The following is an 18,943-nucleotide window of genomic DNA, read 5'->3' as shown; positions in this document are numbered from 1 at the left end:
GTCGGCGTTCAGCCCGCGCCAGTGCCCCCGCGGGAGGCGTTCTGATTAGAAGCCCCCTGATCGTCCTGCACGGGATAGAAGGTGTAGCTCAGGGTGATCTCGTTGACGCCCGCAACCTCGCGGTCATCGACCATCTCGGGCGCGATGAAATACTGCATCGGGAACTGGCGGGTCTCGCCCGCCGCGATCGTCTGATCGTCGAAGCAGAAGCATTGCAGCTTCTGGAAATAGGCTCCCGTCTGCTCAGGCACGACGTTGTAGCTGGCGCGGGCCAGGATCGGCTTGTCCGAGGTGTTGGTGACGTCGAAATACGCGATACCGGTCTCGCCGATCTTCACCCGCTGAGTGACCTGTTCAGCCTTGAACACCATGGGCAGGCCCCGAACATTGGTGTCGAAGCGGATAACCACTTCCCGGTCCAGCGTCTCCGTCGGAGCCTTGTCCGCCTTCATCGTCGTACCGTTGAAGCCGGTGACCTGACAAAACATCCGGTACAGCGGCACCGCCGCGAAGGCGGCGCCGGTCATGGTCACGACCACCCCGGCGCACAGCAGGGCGATCAGTTTTGCGGATCGGGGCGCGGCCATCAGTTGGAGGTCTCAGCCATCGACGCAGGCTGCGCGGGCGCGGACGCCAATGCACGGTCCTGGGCCGTACGGGCCGTCATGTTCGCCTGCATCCGCATGAAGGTCGTGGTGAAGATCAGCACGATGAAGGCGACCAGGCCCACGGCGATCCAAAGACTGCGCTTGTTGCGGGCCGCGAGTTGTTCAGGCGTCAGATAGACGGGCATGGGCTCAGGTTCCGGGAACGACGAAGCTCTCGACCAGAAGGGCCGCGAACAGCGCCATCAGATACAGGATCGAGAAGGCGAACAGGTTCCGCGCCGGTTTGGCCTCGACGCGGACATCATACAATGCGGCCTCTCGCCCCACGGCCTCGGCCTTGTCGGGCGCGTCCCCGGCGCGGGAGCGCCACAGCCGTGCGGCCAGGGCCAGGAAGGCCAGGCCGCCGACGATCGAGACGGTCAGATAGATGCCACCCCCCATGCCGACGACGCCCGGGGCGATCGCGACCGGCACGAAAATCAGGCTGTAGAGCAGGATCTGCAGCCGGGTCGATTTCGCCCCCTTGGCCACCGGCATCATCGGGATGCCGGCCTTGGCGTAGTCGCCGGCCGAATACAGGGCCAGGGCCCAGCTGTGCGGCGGGGTCCACAGGAAGATGATCAGGAACAGCAGCCACGCCTGCCACGGCGCCGATCCGGTCGCGGCGGCCCAGCCGATCACGGGCGGGAAGGCGCCCGCCGCCCCGCCGATGACGATGTTCTGCGGCGTCCGGCGCTTCAACATCATCGTGTAGAAGACGGCGTAATAGACGATGGTCATGGCCAGCAGACCGGCCGCGAACCAGTTTGTGTTCATGCCCAGCAGCATGACCGAAAAGACCGAAAGGACGATGCCGAAGGCGATGGCGTCGTTGCGCTTCAGTCGCCCCGCAGCGACGGGACGGCCCCGCGTGCGGCGCATCAAGGCGTCGGTCTCGCCCTCGATCGCCATGTTCAGCGCGCCCGCCGCGCCCGCGCCGACGGCGATGCACAGGATGGCGATGGCGGCGACCAGAGGGTTGATCGAGCCCGGCGCGACGACCAGGCCGGTCGCGGCGGTGAACACTACCAGCGACATCACGCGCGGCTTCAGCAGCTGGAAGAAATCTTCCGGCTGGGTTGTCGACGGGACGTGGACCTGGATGGGGGCTGGGGCTTGAGTCATCAAATGAGAGGGGCCGCCTCCCGGGGTCGGAAGGCGGCCCTCATCCTAACACGGACGGGAGGGGTTTAGTGGCTGTCGCCCTTCACCACCGGCAGTTCGTTGAACTGATGGTGCGGCGGCGGTGAGGACAGGGTCCACTCCAGGGTCGTGGCGCCTTCACCCCAGGGGTTGGCGACACCCGGACGGCGACGAACGGCGGCCTCGACCAGCATGATCAGGAAGACCAGCACGCCGACAACCGTGATCGCATAGCCGACCGAGGAGACCTGGTTCCAGAGGGTAAAGGCTTCCGGATAGTCGACATAGCGGCGCGGCATGCCCTGCAGACCCAGGAAGTGCTGCGGGAAGAAGACGATGTTCACGCCGACGAACATGATCCAGAAGTGCGTCGCACCCAGATATTCGTTGTACTTCACGCCGAACATCTTCTCGAACCAGTAGTAGAAGCCCGCGAAGATCGCGAACACGGCGCCCAGCGACAGCACGTAGTGGAAGTGGGCCACCACGTAATAGGTGTCATGCAGGCTGTAATCGATGCCCGCATTGGACAGGACCACGCCGGTCACACCGCCGACGGTGAACAGGAAGATGAAGCCGATGGCCCACAGCATAGGGGTCTTGAAGCTGACCGAACCGCCCCACATCGTGGCGATCCAGCTGAAGATCTTCACCCCCGTCGGCACAGCGATGATCATGGTCGCAGCGATGAAATAGGCGCGCAGGTTCACGCTCATGCCGACCGTGTACATGTGGTGGGCCCACACGATGAACCCGACGAAGCCGATGGCGACCATGGCGTAGGCCATGGCGAGGTAGCCGAACACGGGCTTCTTCGAGAAGGTCGAGACGATGTGCGAGATGATGCCGAAGCCTGGCAGGATCAGGATGTAGACCTCGGGGTGACCGAAGAACCAGAACAGGTGCTGGAACATCACCGGGTCGCCGCCGCCGGCCGGATCGAAGAAGTGGGTGCCGAAGTTCCGGTCCGTCAGCAGCATGGTGATGGCGCCCGCCAGAACGGGCAGCGACAGCAGCAGCAAGAAGGCGGTGACCAGCACCGACCAGGCGAACAGGGGCATCCGGTGCAGGGTCATGCCCGGCGCGCGCATGTTGAAGATGGTGGTGATGAAGTTGATCGCGCCGAGGATCGACGAAGCGCCCGCGACGTGCAGGGAAAAGATTGCCAGATCCATGGCCGGGCCGGTGTGGCCGACGGTCGAGAGCGGCGGATAGATGGTCCAGCCGCCACCGAAGCCCTTGCCCGGACCGCCGTCGACGAACATCGACAGGCACAGCAGCACCCAGGCCGCGACCAGCAGCCAGAAGGAGATGTTGTTCATGCGCGGGAAGGCCATGTCCGGCGCGCCGATCATGATCGGAACGAACCAGTTGCCGAAGCCGCCGATCATGGCGGGCATGACCATGAAGAAGATCATGATCAGGGCGTGGGCCGTGACGGTGACGTTGTAGCCATGCTTGGAGGCTTCAACGATGCCCAGTTGCTGGATCAGGCCGCCTTCGACGAAATACTGGATGCCGGGTGCGGCCAGTTCCAGGCGAATCAGGCCGGACAGGAAACCGCCGACCAGGCCCGCCATGATGGCGAACAGCAGGTAGAGGGTGCCGATGTCCTTGTGGTTGGTGGACAGGAACCAGCGGGTGAAGAAGCCCGGCTTGTGATCGTGCTCCTCATGGGCGTCGTGCCCGGGATTCGCGTGCGTGTCAGCGGTGATGTCGGTGGCCATTTCGGTCTCTGGCTCGCGGTTACTGGGCGGCCGGGGCCGCGGCGGCGGGGGCCGTCGCAGCGGGAGCGGTTCCGGCGGCGGGAGCCGTCGGCGTGGTTGCAGTCTGGGCGGTCGGGATCGCGCCGGCGACGGGAGCGGCCGGAGCGGCCGCGTCAGTCGTGCCGACCGCGACCTGGGCGGCGGTGCCGCCAGGCGCTTCAGCGGCCGTGGCCGGGGTCATCGAGCCGCCCTTGGAGGCGACCCAGACCGCGAACTCGGCCTCCGTCACGACATTGATCTGGATCGGCATGAAGGCATGGTCGACGCCGCAAAGTTCCGAGCACTGGCCGTAGAAGACGCCCGTGCGCTCGGCGCGGAACCAGGTCTCGTTGACCCGGCCGGGGACGGCGTCGGTCTTCAGGCCGAAGGCCGGCAGGGCGAAGGCGTGGATCACGTCGGCGGCGGTCACCAGCACGCGGACGGTCTTGCCGACCGGCACCACGATCGGCTCGCTGGCGGCCAGGCGGTACGGGACGTTCTGGGCGCGGGCCTCGTCTTCCGGAAGCATGGCCGAGATGTATTCGGCGATGCCCTGGTCCGGGTACTCATAGGCCCAGTTCCACTGGTTGCCCGTGGCCTTCACCGTCAGGTCCGGCGTCGGCATGTCGTGATAGGCGAACAGCAGGCGGAACGAGAACAGCGAGATGCCGACCAGGATCATGACGGGCAGGACCGTCCAGATGATCTCGATCAGGGTGTTGTGGCTCCACTTCGCCGGAACCGGATTGGCCTTCTCGTTATAGCGGATGGCGATCCAGATGATCAGGCCCAGCACCAGCACGCAGATCGCGGTGATGATCGGCATCAGGATGGCGTCGTGGAAGATATGCGCCTGATGCTTCAGCGGCGACGCAGCCGGCTGCAGGCCGATGCCGCCCGGCGTCGGCTGGCCCATCAGGTCCTGCGCCCACGTCGGGGTGGCGAAGAAGACGGCGAGCGATGCGGAGGCCAGAACGCCACCGGCCTTGCTCAGGGCTCGAGTGCCCAGTCCCATGCGAGAAATCCTCATCAAAGTCATCTGCATCAAGTATTTGCGATCCACTCGCATATACTTGGCCGGGCTCTCTGGAGACACGGCGTTTCAGGGCCGGTCCATATCGCCCCGGTTCGCGGTTGCCAAGCGATTGGGCGTCGCAGGCGCGATTTCGTCGCGCCTCGGGAGAGAACGTCGATTCTTAAATCGCTGTCATGTTTTAACAGCTACCTTGCGCCGCAAGATACCTTGCGATAGCCTATGGAAATCAAAGGAGGTGTTCGGACATGCCCGAAACCATAGAGATCCAGTTGAAGAAGGGGGTGCTCGGACTATGTGTCCTGGCCCTCCTGGCCCGCGCCGACAGCTATGCCTACGAGATCGCCAGCCGCCTGTCGGATGCGATCGACATGGGCGAAGGCACCATCTACCCGCTCATGCGCCGCATGCAGACCGACGGGCTGGTGGAGACCTATCTGGTCGAATCATCGTCGGGGCCGTCGCGCAAATACTATCGGCTCAGCCCGGCCGGGCGCGACGCGCTGGTCGCCCAGTCCGCCGAATGGACCCATTTCACTCGCGCCGTGGATGCGATCGTCGCCAATGACGAAGCACCCGTGGCTCCTGCTCCGGGAGAAGCAGCATGACACGAACCGAATTTCTCAGTCGCCTGAGACAGGGCCTCGTCGGCCTGCCGATGTCCGTGGCCGCCGAGATCGTCGCGGACTACGAGACGCATTTCGACGACGGCATAGCCGCCGGCCGCTCGGAGGCCGAGGTGGCCACCGCGCTCGGTGATCCGGCCCGCCTCGCTCGTGAACTCCGCGCCGAGGCCGGCGCCCAACGCTGGCATCAGGAGAAGAACCCCTCCGCCGCCGCCGCCGCCGTCTTCGCGGTGCTCGGCCTGGGCGCCATCGACATCCTGATCCTGCTGCCCATCCTGATGGGCGTGATCGGCACCCTGTTCGGCGTCGCCATGGCGGTCATAGGCCTCTTCATCGGCGGCGGCGTGCTCATGGTCGCCGGGCCGTTCGCGGACGGTCCCGGAGGCGCCCTTGGCGCTATTCTGGCCGGCCTTGGCCTGATGGCCGGCGCAACCTCGGCCGGAGCGCTTCTGGCCGTCGTCACCATCGGCCTGATCAACGCCATCGTCTGGTTCGCCCGCCTGCACTACCGCCTGCTGAAGCCGGCGCTCGATCCCCAATCCACCAATACCGTCGTGGGAGACGTCGCATGATCCGGACCCTTCTCATCATCGCCGCGGCCGGCCTCGTCCTGGCCACGGCCTCCATCGCCGGCGCCTTTGCCCTGGGGGGCCGCGACATGGCCCGCCACGGCTGGGAGTGGACCTTCAACGACCGTGATGGCGACACCGTCTCGTTCAGGCGCGAGGACGGCACGCGCGACCTCGATACGACCCGGACCCTGGAGTGGACCGGCGGTCAGACCCTGACCGTCGATCTGTCGGCCGACGTCGAATATGTCCAGGGCGATACGCCCGGCGTCACCGTCACGGGCCCGGCCCAACTGGTGGAAAAGGTGCGACTGGTCGATGGACGCCTGACCTGGGCGGACACAGACGGTCCCAACCACGAGACGGTCGTCTTCGGCCGGAACGAACACGGCCGGGGCATCTGGGTCCATTCCGAAGAGGTGAAGATCGTCGTCACGGCGCCCGCCATCAACACCTTCAATGTGGAAGGCTCGGCCAGCGTGCTGCTGCGCGACTATGACCAGGACACCCTGTCGGTCGATATCTCGGGTTCCGGCGAGGTTTCGGCGACCGGTCGTACCCGCGCCCTCGAAGTCGATATCTCCGGCTCCGGCGACGCCGACCTGGGCTCGCTCGTCACGACTGACGCCAATGTCGCCATCGCCGGGTCGGGAGACGCGGTGGTGGCTCCGACGGGCAAGGCGGACATCTCGATCTCAGGATCGGGCGACACGGTCCTGACCACCCGTCCGGCGACGGTCAACCAGCAGGTCTCGGGTTCCGGCGAGGTGGACTTCGCAACGGTCTCCACCACGATCACCACCTCACGGGAAATCGGCCGTGCGGAAGGCGTGTCGGTCAGCACCTCGAGGGAAGTCCCGGCGCCGTAGCCAGTCCGTCAGCGTCTCCTCCCCGTTCGCCGCTTGGCGAATGGGGAGGTGGCAGCGAGCTCTTCACGAGCTGACGGAGGGGTTCTTGCCGCACGAAGAACCCCTCCGTCTCCTTCGCTTCGCTACGGATCCACCTCCCCACGCCTGCTGCGCAGGGAGGAGACAATCACTGATCGCCTCCCTATCTTCCGGGGATGACCGTCCACATCCCTCCGCCTCCCCTGCTCGAAACCTCGGGCGTCGATCCTGACGAAGCCCTGTCGATCCTCCGGGAGGCGCTGCACGGCGCCGATGACGGCGAACTGTTTCTTGAACGCTCCGAGTCCGAATCGCTCGTCTTCGACGACGGCCGTCTGAAGGCTGCCGCCTATGACGCCACCGAGGGCTTCGGCCTGCGCGTCGTGGCGGGAGAAACCGCCGGCTACGCCCACGCCAACGAGATCAGCTCGGCCGCCCTCCGCCGCGCCGCCGATTCGGCGGCGCTGGCCAAGTCCGGCCACGCCGGCGTCACCGCCGAGGGGCCCCGCGCCACCAACCAGAAGCTCTACGGGGACATCGATCCTCTTGCCTCGCCCGCCTTCTCCGACAAGATCGCCCTGCTGCAGGAGATCGACGCCTGGGCCCGCGCCCGCGACCCGCGCGTCGTCCAGGTCTCGGCCTCCATCGTCGGCGAGCGCCGCGCCATTGAGATCCTGCGGGCCGACGCCCTGACCGTGCGAGACGTGCGCCCGCTCGTGCGGCTGAACGTCTCCATCACGGTGGAGAAGGACGGCCGGCGTGAGACCATGTCCAACGCCGCGGGCGGCCGGGCCGGGTTCGAAAACTGGATTACGCCCGACCGCTGGCAGGCCCAGGTGGATGAGGCCCTGCGCGGCGCCCTGGTCAATCTCGAGGCGGTCGACTGCCCGGCCGGAGAGATGGATGTCGTTCTCGCCGCCGGCTGGCCCGGCGTCCTGCTGCACGAGGCTATCGGCCACGGCTTCGAGGGCGACTTCCACCGCAAGGGCTCGTCGGTCTTCTCCGGCATGATGGGCCAGCGCGTCGCCGCGCCGGGCGTCACCATCGTCGATGACGGCTCCATCGCCGGCCGGCGCGGATCTCTGAGCGTCGATGACGAAGGCACCCCGACCTCGCGCACCGTCCTGATCGAGGACGGCATCATGGTCGGGCTGATGAACGACCGCCTGTCGGCGCGTCAGCTGGGCCAGCGCGCCACCGGCAACGGCCGCCGCCAATCGTTTGCCCACCAGCCCATGCCGCGCATGACCAACACCTTCATGGAGGGCGGCTCGGCCAAACAGGCCGACATGATCGCCTCGACCAAACGCGGCCTCTATGCCGCCAACTTCGGCGGCGGTCAGGTGGACATCACCAACGGCAAGTTCGTCTTCCAGTGCACCGAGGCCTATCTGATCGAGGACGGGAAGATCACCGCCCCCGTGCGCGGCGCGACCCTGATCGGCGACGGCGCCACGGCCCTGACCAATGTCTCGATGATCGGTGACGACTTCGCCTTCGACCCCGGCGTCGGCGTCTGCGGCAAGGCGGGCCAGGGCGTGCCGGTCGGCATCGGCCAGCCCTCGCTCAAGATCGGCGGCCTGACGGTGGGCGGCACGGCGGTCTGAGACGTCCCCAACACCCCCGTCTTCGCCTTGCGTCTCCCCGACGTTCACTAAATGTTCTATGATCCTGCAGGTCGGCCCGAATGCCTCGGGACGCGGCGCGATGCGGGGTTTGAACAATGCAGGGCTGGAAGGAACGACTGGATCAGGCGCTGAAAGCGCAAAGGATTCACAAGTCATACGCGCTGGCCGTCGAGCTGGGCGTCGATGAAAGCGCCATCAGCCGATGGCGCCGGGGTCCGTCGATCTCGCTGGACAACGCCGTCAAACTTTGTCGCGCGCTCGATGTCTCGCTGGACTGGCTCCTGACCGGGCGCGGCCATGTCCATGCCCACAGGGACGAGGACGCGAAGCTCGATCGGCTGACCCGGGAGCTTCTGGCGGATCTGTCCGAAGATCGCGCCTCTGAAGCGGTCGACGCGCTGGTCGGCCTGGTCAGAATTCTCAAACCCGTCCGGGACCACCCTTGAAGCGCCGCGCGCAAGAGGTCGCCCGCTTTCGTGTGCGGGACACAAGGAACAATCCTACCTAAGGTAGTAAATAGCGGCGATTATTATCGCATGGATTGCATTTCGCCATCCACGCCCGGCCCTGCCGGGGCGACCTTTCGCCACGAGATCCGCCATGTCCACGCCCTATGAAATCGATATCTCCCTGTCCCCCGAGACCGTCAAAGAGCTGAAGGACGGCGGCTATGCCCTGTACGGGTTCAAGGCCGTCAAGAGCACCGTGGTCGGCGCCGCGCCGCTGGTCTGGTTCACCGATCTGAACTTCCTGAACACCACCAGGGTCAAATGGACCGAGCAGTATCAGGCCTACATCTCGACGGATCAGATCATCTCCAACGGCGTCATCGACGCCAGCGCCAATGTCGACATCAATCTGGGCCAGACCGCCAATGTCGATGAGGACCAGAACCTGACTCCGGTCAGCGAAGGCACGCCGCTGGCGATTTCCATCTTCAATCAGTCCAGCATGCCCCTGACGGCCGGCATCTCCCAGATGAACAACGGGTCCGCCAATCCGATGTGCGCCATCCCCCTGCACGGCAACATGCTGGATGTCGTGGTGCCGATCGAGAAGGTCCTGCTGACCTTCGCCTCCAACACCGTCAACACCGGCACGGTGATCTACAAGGCCTATGCGTCGGGCCTGCTGATCGATCTGACCGCCGACAGCACCCGCGCCGTCTCCTTCGACATCAACAAGGGCTGGGCCTGGGACGGCGGCACCTGGGGCGTGCCGGTCAAGGCGAACGAGAACCTCGTGCCCCTCTTGATCGAGGACTCCTGACCCCTGCTGCCCGACCTGGCGCGGGCGGTCGCCCCCATCGGACGTCCGAGTCCTTTCTTCCTTCATCAAGGACCACAACCATGCCCCAAACCATTATCCTCAAAGGTCAGGCGCACGCCTTCGCCGGCGGCGTCATCCCCAACAACGTCACCCTGACGACGACCAATCCGGCCACCGGCAACGTCACCTACACACTGGCCGCCATGGGACCGATCGTCGTCCCGTTCGTCGGCAATCAGGTTCACACGTTCGTCCTGCCCGTGAACGGTAACCCTCTGGGGGTCTTCAATAATTCGACCTCCGGTCTGTCCTGCGTCTACTGAGGTCGGTCGGGGCGAAGTCGTCCTTCGCCTCGACGCTCTCCTCTCCATGTCCTCCCGGAGATCGCCATGACCCGCCATCTGACGATCACCCTGTCTCCGCACACGGTCCAGTCGCTGAACCGGGAGGACATGGCCCTCTATCTGTTCGCCGCCGTCCGGCACGGCCCCTTCGCGTCTGGCGCCCCAGGGACGGCGGGCGGCGCGCCGCTGGTCTGGCTGAGGCGAACGCACCTGTTGCAGACGACGACGCTCACATTCGAAGACACGCTGAACATCTATCTGTCTTCTACGGAGATCGAGCCGAACGCCGTCGTCGTGGTCGGCGCGCGCAGGTCGATACCGCGCTGGGCCGGACGGCCTTGCTGAACGACGGTCGGCAGTTGACGGCCACCGTCTCGGGCCTGCCTGACACCGCCGCCCTGATCAACAGGGACGATCAGTCCTGGACCTGGGGCCTGTGCCGGACGATCGCGGACCAGATGGCTCCCTTTTGCGTCTTCCCTCTGCACGGTCACGCCATGGGGATGCTCGCCCCGACCGATCGGATCCTGGCGCTCTTCGCCACCGATTCGACGCCGCCCGGCGCAATCGTGCAGACGGCCTTCGGTCCCGGCCTGCTGATCGATTTCGTCGCCGCCGCCACACGGGAAGTCGCCTTCGACATCGACACCGGCTGGCGATCCGACGGCTCCGTCTGGGCCACGCCGGTCCCGGCCGGATCGGCTCTGGGGCCCTTGTTGATCGCACGATAACGTCAACCGGACGGACGATGGCCCAAGGCCCACGACCGGGTCTGACGCCGCGACCTGCCAGGAGTGACCGGTTACGGTCTGTGACATCGCCATCCCTTCGGATATCCGAACGCTTCGGACGCTTCGGACGCTTCGGACGGTGTTTTGGAGTTCGGTCAGGGTTCCGCCGTCCAGTCCGGCCCCCGCACGTCCAGACCATCCGCCTGAAGCCCGTCCAGCACCCCGCCGGGCTCTGCGAGCAGGCGCAGCGGGGCGACGGCCAGGGTCACGCCCGGCGCGTCCAGCGCCGTCGACAGGGCCGTCAGCCATTGCCCTCGCAGTTGCGGGCCGATCGTCGGATCGCCCCAGGGCCAGCACTGGCCCAACGCCACATCCAGGGGGTTGGCGATCACCTCGGCCACGCGCAGGCTGCGCCAGTCGTCGGCCCGGTCCGCGAACAGGCCGTCGCCCGCCTCGGCCGCCGCGATGCTGGCGGCCATGCAGGGCTCATAGGCGGACGGCGACTGGGTGATCAGATTGTCGATGATCTCGTCGCCCCGCACGAAGCCGACCGCCTCGCCCTCAACATCGGCGCGTCGGGCCGCGCCCCGGACGACATCGTCGGCGTCGCGTCCGCCCCGCACCAGCCCCGCCCGCTTCAACAGGTCGTCGCTGGTGATCAGGAAGCTCCGGCGGCGCCAGTCCTCGTTCCTTTCCCCGACCATGACGGCCTCGAGACGCCCCTGGAGACCGACCGGAAGATGGTCCGCCGATGTCGTGTCGTCCGGCAATCGCGTGATCGTGCGGCTGCGCCAGAGCAGACGCATGAAGTCACTGGCGGAGACACGGGCATAGGGTGGATAGAGGATTCGGTCGGCCCGTCCGGTCGCCTCTTCCAGCGCCTCGGGCCGCCACTGGAAGTCGCGCGGCAGGCCCCGGATCGATCCGACCAGGATCACTGTGCTGTCGCCCCGTTTCACCGTCCACATCGGCGCGCCCGCCCGGCGCGCGATGACCACGACATCCTCGACCCGGTCTTCGTCCTGGGAGACAGGATCCTGGGCAAACGCAGGCGCGGCCCCCGCGAGGGTCGCAACCAGCGCCAGCCCTGTGAGCCATTTCCGCATGTCCGAATTCTCCCCGTTTGTCCGCACTGGAATATCGGTATCGGTTGTGGCTCAAGCGTGGCCGTGGTGGCGGAACCGCGCCGCCGCCGCCGTGTTCCGCTAACGCCGCAGCCCTCCGTCAGGTCCCGACCGCCATGGCCCATCCCCTGTCCCGCACCGAGGTTCGCCTCGGCCTCGCCGCCGTCGCCATGGTCGGCGTCATCGGAGCCGGCGCCGTCATGCTGGGCGGATCGGAAACGGGCCGGGCGCTGGGCCGGGGCCTGGCCATCGCCGTGGTCCCCCCTGTCGAACACGAAGTCCTGCCCGGCGAGACCATGGAGGTCGGCGCCCTCAACGACGGCTTCGACCGCGCAGCCCTGGAACGGATCGCCGAACGGCCACTCGACGACACCCTGCCGCCGCCCGCCTGGATCGGCGATGAGTCCCTGGGCGACGCCATCCCTCGAATGCCCATGCCGACACCGGTCAGCGACAGGGGGGGCATCGAGGTCGCCGCCCCTCCCGCCGATCCCCTGGCCGACGGATCCCGCGCCTTCGGCTTCGACACTCCCCGCCCGGACTACGCCGGGGAGCGCGCGCTACGCTGGAACCGGCTGGAAATCGCCGCTACGCAAAGTCCTGCATCGACTGCCGCCAATGAAGGCACTGAACCGGTCCAGTATTCGCCAGAATAAGCCACGAAGATTGCGGCCCTGTAATGCTGTCAGAGATTTAATCCACCTGTCCAGCTTGTAACTGGAGATGAATGCGGCCGGTCGTCACACCTCTCGCCAGCAACGAGGGGAACCCCAGGCGATGACCAAGACCATTCTTCTGGCCACGACGGCCATCATGTTCAGCGTCGGCGGCGCCCTGGCGCAGACCGCGCCCGCGCCCTCCCAGGTGACCAGTCCTCCCCAGGCCGAGGCCAGCCAGCAGGGCGTGCTGGTCTTCACCCCCGACTTCTTCGCCGACCAGCGCCCGAACACGGCGCTCGACATGGTCAACCGCATCCCCGGCTTCTCGGTCCAGGACGGCGACGGCTCGCGCGGCTTCGAGGGCGCCGTCGGCAATGTCCTGATCAACGGCGCCCGCCCCGCCTCCAAGAACGACGCGGGGTCCTCTGTCCTCAGCCGCACCCTGGTCCCCCAGGTCGAGCGCATCGAACTGGTCCGCGGCGGCGCGCCCGGCATCGACATGCAGGGCTACTCGGTCGTCGTGAACGTCATCACCAAGACCCGGTCCAGCCACGAATCGATCTTCACCGGCACCGCCTTCCTGTTCGAGGGCGGCCGCGACGCCGCCAACGGCATCTATCAGTTCACCGCCCGCGACGGCGAACGGGTCATGGGATTCACCCTGTCCGACGGCATCAGCATCAACGACTCCAACGGCGTGGGCCGCGTCATCCGGCGCGACCGCAACGGCGTCATCCTGCGCGACGAAGGCTATATCAACGACCAGCACGGCGGCGGCCAAGGCATTCGCGGCAACTACGCCAACGCCTTCATGGGCGGCAAGATCGACCTGACCGCTCGCATCGGCCAGAATGACTACAGCCAGTGGAGCCGCCAGGACGGCCCCGGAATCCTGCGCGAAAACTCCTATGACGAGACCGGGACCAGCGGCGAAGTCGGCGCGGTCTTCACCCGCCCGCTCCGCGACGGCCTGACCTCGGAAACCCGCTTCATCCGCGAATGGAGCGATTTCGAGAATGCCTCCATCTCCAACAACCGCGTCGGCGCCGTGATCAGCCCCGAGCAACGGTTCGAATCGACGGGCGATTCGTCCGAGACCATCCTGCGCTCGCTGCTGCGCTGGGAACGGTCGTCGTCGATGACCGTCGAGGCCGGCGGCGAGCTCGCCTACAACATGCTGTCCGTCGACCAGGCCTTCAGTGTCGGCGGCGTCAATGTGCGCCTGCCCTCAGCATCCGTCACCGTCGAGGAGACGCGCGGCGAGGCCTTCGGAAAGGCGACCTGGCGGGTGCGTCCGAACCTGACCGTCGAGGGCGGCCTGCGTCTGGAAGGCTCGACCATCACCCAGTCCGGCGACGCCGATCAGGAGAAGAGCTTCTTCTTCGCCAAGCCGCGCGTCCAGGTCACCTGGACCCCCATGCCCCAGAACCAGGTCCGCTTCCGCTTCGAGCGTGAACTGGGCCAGCTCGACTTCGGCGACTTCGCCGCCTCAGCCGAACTCAGCGATGACCAGGTCTTCGGCGGCAACGTCGATCTGGAGCCGGAACAGCGCTGGATCTCCGAACTGGTCTACGAACGCCGCTTTCTCGGCGACGGCATCGTCTCGGTCGGCTATCGCCACGACGAGATCATCGACGTCATCGACCGCCTGCCCCTGCCCGGCAACCTGTCGGCGACGGGCAATATCGGTGACGGCACGCTCGATCAACTGGCGGTGAACGTGGTCGTGCCGCTCGACTGGACCGGATTCTCGGGCGGACAGTTCGCCTTCCGCAACACCTGGAACAAGACCGAAGTCACTGATCCGACCACCGGCTTGACGCGCCCCATCTCACAGGTCCGCCCGTCCCAGCCCGCCTTCACGATCTCCCAAGACATCACGACCTGGAAGGTCAACTGGTCGGCCACATATCTGGAGGGTCTGCGCCAGTTCTCCTACGATCCGGACCAGACCTCCGGCTTCACCGGCAGCGACTATTTCGAGGGCTTCGTCGAGTACAAGCCGACTCCGACCCTGTCGGTCATGGTCAAGGTCAACATCTGGAACGACTTCCAGGTCGAGCGGACCGTCTTCGCCAACCGGACCGCAGCGCGCCCGATCGACTATGTCGAACTGCGCCCGATCGATCCCCGCACCTTCTGGCAGATCCGCGTCCGCAAGACCTTCTGAGGCGCATCGCCACAGCATCGCCACGAATGTTTCGGCAATGTAACCCACCTGTACCGCTTGTAACTGGAGATGAACGGAGCCGGTCGTCAGGGTCTTCTCAGGGAGAGGCTTCCATATGACCAAGGCGCTCTTGCTGGCGACGACGATACTCGTCGCAGCTCCGTTCACCGCCGCCGCCCAAAGCGCGGCGCCGACAACCGCCGCACAGGCGCCCGCGGTGGATACGGCCCAGCAGGGTGTCCTCGTCTTCGAACCCGCTTTCTTCGCCGACAGCAGCCCGAATACGGCGCTGGACATGATCGCCCGACTGCCGGGCTTCGGTCTGGACACCGGCAACACCGACACCCGTGGCTTCGCGGGTGCGGCGGGTAACGTCCTGATCGACGGAGACCGACCCTCCTCCAAGAGCGACGGACTGGATGAGATCCTGCGCCGGATCGCGGCAGACGGCGTGGAACGGATCGAGCTGATCCGCGGCGGCGCGCCCGGCATCGACATGCAGGGCAGATCCGTGATCGCCAACGTCGTCCTGAAGCGCACGGTCCAGATCGAGACGGTGCTGGAAGCCAACACCTACCTCTACCCCGACGGCTACCTGGGGCCGCTACTCAAGGCGTCCTGGTCGCGGCGCGAAGGGGACGATCAGCTGGAGGCCTCGCTCCTGGCCACGACTGATCGCACCGATGACACCGGCGACGGCTATCGCCGCCGCTACAACGGGGCCGGGGCCCTGATCCAGGAGGCCGACCTCGAGCGCTACGACCGCTTCCGCAATGTGCGGGGCACCGCCGCCTGGCAGCGTCAGATCAGCGGCGGCAAGCTCCGCCTGAATGGCCTGCTCGGCTGGTTCGAGAGCATCAACACGATCGACACCCGCATCCTGGCAGGAACGGGCCAGAACGAGTTCGTCGCCAACGACTATGAGGGCGTCAACTCGGAGGTCGGCGCCAACTGGTCACGGCCGCTGGGCGAGCGTACCGAGCTGGAGCTGGTGGGCCTGCAGCGTTACTCGACAGAGGAAAGCACCTCGGCCTCTCGGAGCGGCCTGAACGGCGCGGTCTTCGGCGCGGAAGGAACTTCGGGCGAGACGATCGGCCGGGCCGTCCTGCGCTTCCGCCCGTCAGATCGCTGGGCCTTCGAAGGCGGGGGCGAGGCGGCCTACAACTTCCTCGACAGCGCCACGACCTATGTCGAGAACGGCGTCCCCGTGCCCCTGCCCTCCGCCTCGGTGAAGGTGGAGGAGTTGCGCGGCGAGGTCTTCGGCCAGGCGACCTGGCGGCCCGATCCAAGCCTGACCGTCGAGGCGGCCCTGCGGGTCGAGGTGTCGGAGATCAGCCAGTCGGGCGACAGCGACCTGACCAGGACCTTCGTCTATCCCAAGCCACGCCTCCAGCTGACCTGGACCCCGGTCGCCGACCACCAGTTGCGTCTGCGCGTCGAACGCGAGATCGGCCAACTCGACTTCGGCGACTTCGTCGCCTCGGCCGACGTCGATCTGAACCAGGTCGAGGGCGGCAACCCCGAACTGGAGCCGGCCAAGGCCTGGGTTCTTGAAGCCGTCTATGAGCGCCGTTTCTGGGGCGAAGGCGCCCTGACCCTGACGGCCCAGTTCAAGCGCTGGGAAGACCTGATCGACGTCATTCCCCTGACCGGCGGCTTCGAGGCCGTCGGCAATATCGGCGATGGCTCGTCCAGCTATCAGCAGATTGCGGTCACGCTGCCGATGGATCGGCTGGGCCTGCCCAATGCCCGCCTGGTGGCCAGGGCCACCGTGTCTCAGTCCAGCGTGACGGACCCTCTGACCGGCGAAGACCGCCGCTTCTCGGGCCAGATCGCCTTCGGGTGCGGCATCGACTTCAATCAGGATCTGGGGGGCGGCCGCTGGTCGTATGGGTTCCAGCATGGCTGCAATCTCGACGACCCGGTCCAGTACCGGATCCGCGAAGTGCGCAACATCGAGGAAGAACCGTTCGTGACCGTCTACGGCCAGTGGAAGCCCCGGTCCGACCTGACCGTCCGTGTCGACCTGGGCAACGCCACCGACCGGGAGCAGCGCCGCGAACGCATCGTCTATTCCGGCCCGCGCAACAGCGCCCCTCTTTCGTTCCGCGAGGAGCGGGGCACGAGGATGAGCCCCTGGCTGTTCATCCAGATTCGCAAGACCCTGTAGGGTCAACCTCCGGGTCGGCAGACCCGTCGGCTGGCGATGTCAAAGACCGTCACGACAGATGGCGGCCCGGCTTCGCGACACAAGGGCCGTGGAACGAATTAATTCCCATCTCCTTGCGTGAAAAAGGGCGACGCCCGCGAGGACGCCGCCCTTTGTCTTGCCGACAGGCGGTCAGCCCGTCGTGGTAGCTCCGGGGCGAGCGACGCTGCCGTCTTCCGTGCCCCGATCGGTCAGCGATGGTCCCGGGTGGTTGTCCGGGTCATTCACGCCGTTCGACCATTTCGAGATGAAGACGCTGGCGACGATGAAGGCGACGCCGATACCGACGCCCCACAGGCCCAACAGGTTGAAGGACGCCAGGGACGTGTTCAGCGCCACCTCGGGATCCAGCACCTGGCCGCCGACGGTTTCGGTCCCGGCGGCGCCCGCGATGATGCCGCCGACAAAGTGGGCGATCGAAGACGCCATGAACCAGACGGCCATCATGAAGCTGACGATGGCCGGCACCGACAGCTTGGTGATCTCCGACAGTCCGACCGGCGACAGGAACAACTCGCCCAGGGTGTGGAACATGTAGAGCAGCGCCAGCAGCACGATCGGGGTGCGGAAGGCGTCGTCCACCAGGCCCGACTGGGCGCCCCAGACCACGATCAGGAAGCCGAGGCCGACCTGGATGATGCCCAGGCCGAACTTGACCACCGGGTTGGGGTCCATCTTGCGTTTGGCCAGCCAGACCCACAGCGCCGCGAAGACCGGCGCGAAGATCAGGATGAAGCCCGCGTTGAACGACTGGGTCTGGGAGGCCGACATCGAGGTGTCGATCCAGCCCCACCACTGCGAGGTCGAGAAGCCCGCGGCGGCCACCTGGTCCGGCGAGCCCACCGGGATGCCGAGGAAGGTGTAGGCCTGGCTGGTCAGGGACAGGTCGACGTTGCGGTCGGCGAACAGGTTCAGCGAGGTGCCCGCCTGTTCGAACAGGGTGAAGAAGATCACCGAGCCGAACACCAGGACCATGGCCAGCATCATCCGCTCACGCGCGACCTTGTCGCCCTTGAGCTTGAAGACGATGAACCAGGTGATGAAGGCCAGCGAGGCGATCGTCGAGAGGATCAGGCCTGCTCCGACCAGTTCGTGGTTCGGAACGATGAACCACAGGGCCGCGACGCCGACGAAGCCCAGGATATAGATCAGTCCCTCGCGGTTGATCGGACCCAGGACGGGCTTCTTGATCAGGTCGGGGAACGGGCTTTCGCCCTTGCCCTGAAGCAGGGGCTTGCCCAGCCAGAAGACGATCAGGCCGGCGAACATGCCGATGCCGGCCAGGCCGAAGCCCCAGCTCCAGCCGAAACGCTGGCCCAGCAGGCCGCACAGCACGGCGGCCCAGAAGGCCCCCAGATTAATGCCGTAGTAGTAGAGGGTGAAGCCGGAATCCCGACGTGGATCGCCTTGCGGATAGAGCTGTCCGACCAGGGTCGAGATGTTCGGTTTCAGGAAGCCGACGCCCATGATGATCAGGGACAGGGACAGGTAGAAGATGTTGACGCCCATCGGATCGCGCGCGGCGGTCAGCTCGTAGCTGCCTGCGGCGAGCGTGCCGGGGACAACCGATCCGGCCGGCAGGTCGGTGATGGTCAGGCCGCCGCCGTCGGCGGGGGTGAAGTGGTACGGCTGTCCGCCGACCACGACCTGGGACGTCTGGGTGTCGCCGCGTCCGTCGATCTGGATCTCATAGACGGTGCCGCCATAGGTCAGGCTCTGGGTCGCGGGATTGCCCTCGAAGGCCATCATGCCGTGACCGGCGACCAGCAGGACCGCCCCGAACATGATCGCCTTGCGCGTGCCGATGTAACGGTCGGCCACGATGCCGCCGATCAGCGGCAACAGGTAAACGAGGGAGGCGTAGGAGCCATACTGGCCAGAGGCGAAACCGTCATCGAACAGGAAATGCTGGGTCAGATAGAAGATCAGCAGACCGCGCATGCCGTAGAAGGAGAACCGTTCCCACATCTCGGCGAAGAAGCAGACCAGCAGCCCCTTGGGGTGGGTCTTGAGGATTTGCAGCAGGACCGGAAGCCCGGTCGCCAGGGTGATGATCACCCCCAGAAGGATGACGATGTTCACGCCTGACCTCCTGCACTGTTCACAAGTCGTCGAAGCCCTTTTGCGGCTCCCTCGTCGGTCTTGATCAACCGCCCACT

19 protein-coding genes are annotated in these 18,943 nt (G+C 66.2%); 12 read left to right on the top strand and 7 right to left on the bottom strand.

What is annotated here, in order from left to right:
- Positions 1 to 8 precede the first annotated feature (8 nt).
- The 5 genes from ACP7AB_RS12980 to coxB all read right to left on the bottom strand — a co-directional run bounded on the left by ACP7AB_RS12980 (position 9) and on the right by coxB (position 4,550).
- Positions 9 to 587, bottom strand: coding sequence for a cytochrome c oxidase assembly protein (locus tag ACP7AB_RS12980; protein ID WP_425991808.1), 579 nt, complete (start codon positions 585 to 587; stop codon positions 9 to 11).
- The gene (locus ACP7AB_RS12975; protein ID WP_303696591.1) at positions 587 to 793 is read right to left on the bottom strand and encodes a hypothetical protein; all 207 of its coding nucleotides are present in this window, start codon (positions 791 to 793) and stop codon (positions 587 to 589) included. The genes ACP7AB_RS12980 and ACP7AB_RS12975 overlap by 1 nt, the downstream gene beginning before the upstream one ends.
- 4 nt (positions 794 to 797) lie before the next feature.
- On the bottom strand, positions 798 to 1,772 hold the full coding sequence (gene cyoE, locus ACP7AB_RS12970; protein ID WP_425991811.1) for a heme o synthase: 975 nt from the start codon (positions 1,770 to 1,772) through the stop codon (positions 798 to 800).
- Positions 1,773 to 1,837: 65 nt separating this feature from the next.
- Positions 1,838 to 3,517: a cytochrome c oxidase subunit I gene (gene ctaD, locus ACP7AB_RS12965; protein ID WP_425991813.1), complete on the bottom strand. Its 1,680-nt coding sequence runs from the start codon at positions 3,515 to 3,517 to the stop codon at positions 1,838 to 1,840.
- A gap of 19 nt (positions 3,518 to 3,536) precedes the next feature.
- Positions 3,537 to 4,550 carry a cytochrome c oxidase subunit II gene (gene coxB / locus ACP7AB_RS12960; protein WP_425991815.1) on the bottom strand — a complete coding sequence of 338 codons (1,014 nt, stop codon included), beginning with the start codon at positions 4,548 to 4,550 and terminating at the stop codon, positions 3,537 to 3,539.
- 266 nt (positions 4,551 to 4,816) lie between these two features.
- Between coxB and ACP7AB_RS12955 the strand changes: the two genes are divergently transcribed.
- The 9 genes from ACP7AB_RS12955 to ACP7AB_RS12915 all read left to right on the top strand — a co-directional run bounded on the left by ACP7AB_RS12955 (position 4,817) and on the right by ACP7AB_RS12915 (position 10,622).
- A complete protein-coding gene (locus ACP7AB_RS12955) occupies positions 4,817 to 5,176 on the top strand; it encodes a PadR family transcriptional regulator (protein ID WP_425991817.1) in 360 nt (119 codons plus the stop codon).
- Positions 5,173 to 5,766 carry a DUF1700 domain-containing protein gene (locus tag ACP7AB_RS12950; protein ID WP_425991819.1) on the top strand — a complete coding sequence of 198 codons (594 nt, stop codon included), beginning with the start codon at positions 5,173 to 5,175 and terminating at the stop codon, positions 5,764 to 5,766. Before ACP7AB_RS12955 ends, ACP7AB_RS12950 begins: the two co-directional genes overlap by 4 nt.
- A complete protein-coding gene (locus tag ACP7AB_RS12945) occupies positions 5,763 to 6,632 on the top strand; it encodes a GIN domain-containing protein (protein ID WP_425991821.1) in 870 nt (289 codons plus the stop codon). Before ACP7AB_RS12950 ends, ACP7AB_RS12945 begins: the two co-directional genes overlap by 4 nt.
- Before the next feature lie 194 nt (positions 6,633 to 6,826).
- Positions 6,827 to 8,257 carry a metalloprotease TldD gene (gene tldD / locus ACP7AB_RS12940; RefSeq protein WP_425991823.1) on the top strand — a complete coding sequence of 477 codons (1,431 nt, stop codon included), beginning with the start codon at positions 6,827 to 6,829 and terminating at the stop codon, positions 8,255 to 8,257.
- 116 nt (positions 8,258 to 8,373) lie between these two features.
- Positions 8,374 to 8,724, top strand: coding sequence for a helix-turn-helix domain-containing protein (locus ACP7AB_RS12935; RefSeq protein ID WP_425991825.1), 351 nt, complete (start codon positions 8,374 to 8,376; stop codon positions 8,722 to 8,724).
- 154 nt (positions 8,725 to 8,878) lie between these two features.
- Positions 8,879 to 9,547, top strand: a complete 669-nt coding sequence (locus ACP7AB_RS12930) for a hypothetical protein (RefSeq protein ID WP_425991827.1) — start codon at positions 8,879 to 8,881, stop codon at positions 9,545 to 9,547.
- An 80-nt stretch (positions 9,548 to 9,627) separates the two neighbouring features.
- Positions 9,628 to 9,870, top strand: coding sequence for a hypothetical protein (locus tag ACP7AB_RS12925; RefSeq protein ID WP_303696601.1), 243 nt, complete (start codon positions 9,628 to 9,630; stop codon positions 9,868 to 9,870).
- A 66-nt stretch (positions 9,871 to 9,936) separates the two neighbouring features.
- The gene (locus tag ACP7AB_RS12920) at positions 9,937 to 10,236 is read left to right on the top strand and encodes a hypothetical protein (RefSeq protein WP_425991829.1); all 300 of its coding nucleotides are present in this window, start codon (positions 9,937 to 9,939) and stop codon (positions 10,234 to 10,236) included.
- The gene (locus ACP7AB_RS12915; protein WP_425991831.1) at positions 10,230 to 10,622 is read left to right on the top strand and encodes a hypothetical protein; all 393 of its coding nucleotides are present in this window, start codon (positions 10,230 to 10,232) and stop codon (positions 10,620 to 10,622) included. Before ACP7AB_RS12920 ends, ACP7AB_RS12915 begins: the two co-directional genes overlap by 7 nt.
- 155 nt (positions 10,623 to 10,777) lie before the next feature.
- Here ACP7AB_RS12915 and ACP7AB_RS12910 read toward each other — a convergent pair whose 3' ends face one another.
- Complete coding sequence (locus ACP7AB_RS12910) at positions 10,778 to 11,728, bottom strand: TraB/GumN family protein (protein WP_425991833.1); 951 nt, start codon at positions 11,726 to 11,728, stop codon at positions 10,778 to 10,780.
- Positions 11,729 to 11,862: 134 nt separating this feature from the next.
- Between ACP7AB_RS12910 and ACP7AB_RS12905 the strand changes: the two genes are divergently transcribed.
- From ACP7AB_RS12905 to ACP7AB_RS12895, 3 genes are all read left to right on the top strand, one after another.
- Positions 11,863 to 12,402: a hypothetical protein gene (locus tag ACP7AB_RS12905; protein ID WP_425991835.1), complete on the top strand. Its 540-nt coding sequence runs from the start codon at positions 11,863 to 11,865 to the stop codon at positions 12,400 to 12,402.
- 121 nt (positions 12,403 to 12,523) lie between these two features.
- Entirely contained in the window at positions 12,524 to 14,575 is a 2,052-nt protein-coding gene (locus ACP7AB_RS12900; protein WP_425991837.1) for a TonB-dependent receptor plug domain-containing protein, read from the top strand.
- 115 nt (positions 14,576 to 14,690) lie between these two features.
- The gene (locus ACP7AB_RS12895; protein ID WP_425991839.1) at positions 14,691 to 16,745 is read left to right on the top strand and encodes a TonB-dependent receptor plug domain-containing protein; all 2,055 of its coding nucleotides are present in this window, start codon (positions 14,691 to 14,693) and stop codon (positions 16,743 to 16,745) included.
- Between the two features lie 171 nt (positions 16,746 to 16,916).
- On the opposite strand, the gene ACP7AB_RS12890 is transcribed toward ACP7AB_RS12895, so the two are convergent.
- Positions 16,917 to 18,866 carry a peptide MFS transporter gene (locus ACP7AB_RS12890; protein ID WP_425991841.1) on the bottom strand — a complete coding sequence of 650 codons (1,950 nt, stop codon included), beginning with the start codon at positions 18,864 to 18,866 and terminating at the stop codon, positions 16,917 to 16,919.
- Positions 18,867 to 18,943 lie beyond the last annotated feature (77 nt).

Source organism: Brevundimonas sp. TWP3-1-2b1 (assembly GCF_049896165.1).
GTDB lineage: Bacteria > Pseudomonadota > Alphaproteobacteria > Caulobacterales > Caulobacteraceae > Brevundimonas > Brevundimonas subvibrioides_B.
Note: the sequence above shows the minus strand (reverse complement) of the source record. Positions and strands in the feature narration are given on the sequence as shown.

What these genes read in the sequence shown, in the direction of transcription:
- ACP7AB_RS12945 (WP_425991821.1), top strand. Translation starts at nt 5,763, where the DNA reads ATGATCCGGACCCTTCTCATCATCGCCGCGGCCGGCCTCGTCCTGGCC.
- ACP7AB_RS12975 (WP_303696591.1), bottom strand. Translation starts at nt 793, where the DNA reads ATGCCCGTCTATCTGACGCCTGAACAACTCGCGGCCCGCAACAAGCGC.
- ACP7AB_RS12980 (WP_425991808.1), bottom strand. Translation starts at nt 587, where the DNA reads ATGGCCGCGCCCCGATCCGCAAAACTGATCGCCCTGCTGTGCGCCGGG.
- cyoE (WP_425991811.1), bottom strand. Translation starts at nt 1,772, where the DNA reads ATGACTCAAGCCCCAGCCCCCATCCAGGTCCACGTCCCGTCGACAACC.
- ctaD (WP_425991813.1), bottom strand. Translation starts at nt 3,517, where the DNA reads ATGGCCACCGACATCACCGCTGACACGCACGCGAATCCCGGGCACGAC.
- ACP7AB_RS12900 (WP_425991837.1), top strand. Translation starts at nt 12,524, where the DNA reads ATGACCAAGACCATTCTTCTGGCCACGACGGCCATCATGTTCAGCGTC.
- tldD (WP_425991823.1), top strand. Translation starts at nt 6,827, where the DNA reads ATGACCGTCCACATCCCTCCGCCTCCCCTGCTCGAAACCTCGGGCGTC.
- ACP7AB_RS12955 (WP_425991817.1), top strand. Translation starts at nt 4,817, where the DNA reads ATGCCCGAAACCATAGAGATCCAGTTGAAGAAGGGGGTGCTCGGACTA.
- ACP7AB_RS12920 (WP_425991829.1), top strand. Translation starts at nt 9,937, where the DNA reads ATGACCCGCCATCTGACGATCACCCTGTCTCCGCACACGGTCCAGTCG.
- ACP7AB_RS12935 (WP_425991825.1), top strand. Translation starts at nt 8,374, where the DNA reads ATGCAGGGCTGGAAGGAACGACTGGATCAGGCGCTGAAAGCGCAAAGG.
- ACP7AB_RS12950 (WP_425991819.1), top strand. Translation starts at nt 5,173, where the DNA reads ATGACACGAACCGAATTTCTCAGTCGCCTGAGACAGGGCCTCGTCGGC.
- ACP7AB_RS12910 (WP_425991833.1), bottom strand. Translation starts at nt 11,728, where the DNA reads ATGCGGAAATGGCTCACAGGGCTGGCGCTGGTTGCGACCCTCGCGGGG.
- ACP7AB_RS12930 (WP_425991827.1), top strand. Translation starts at nt 8,879, where the DNA reads ATGTCCACGCCCTATGAAATCGATATCTCCCTGTCCCCCGAGACCGTC.
- coxB (WP_425991815.1), bottom strand. Translation starts at nt 4,550, where the DNA reads ATGGGACTGGGCACTCGAGCCCTGAGCAAGGCCGGTGGCGTTCTGGCC.
- ACP7AB_RS12905 (WP_425991835.1), top strand. Translation starts at nt 11,863, where the DNA reads ATGGCCCATCCCCTGTCCCGCACCGAGGTTCGCCTCGGCCTCGCCGCC.
- ACP7AB_RS12895 (WP_425991839.1), top strand. Translation starts at nt 14,691, where the DNA reads ATGACCAAGGCGCTCTTGCTGGCGACGACGATACTCGTCGCAGCTCCG.
- ACP7AB_RS12925 (WP_303696601.1), top strand. Translation starts at nt 9,628, where the DNA reads ATGCCCCAAACCATTATCCTCAAAGGTCAGGCGCACGCCTTCGCCGGC.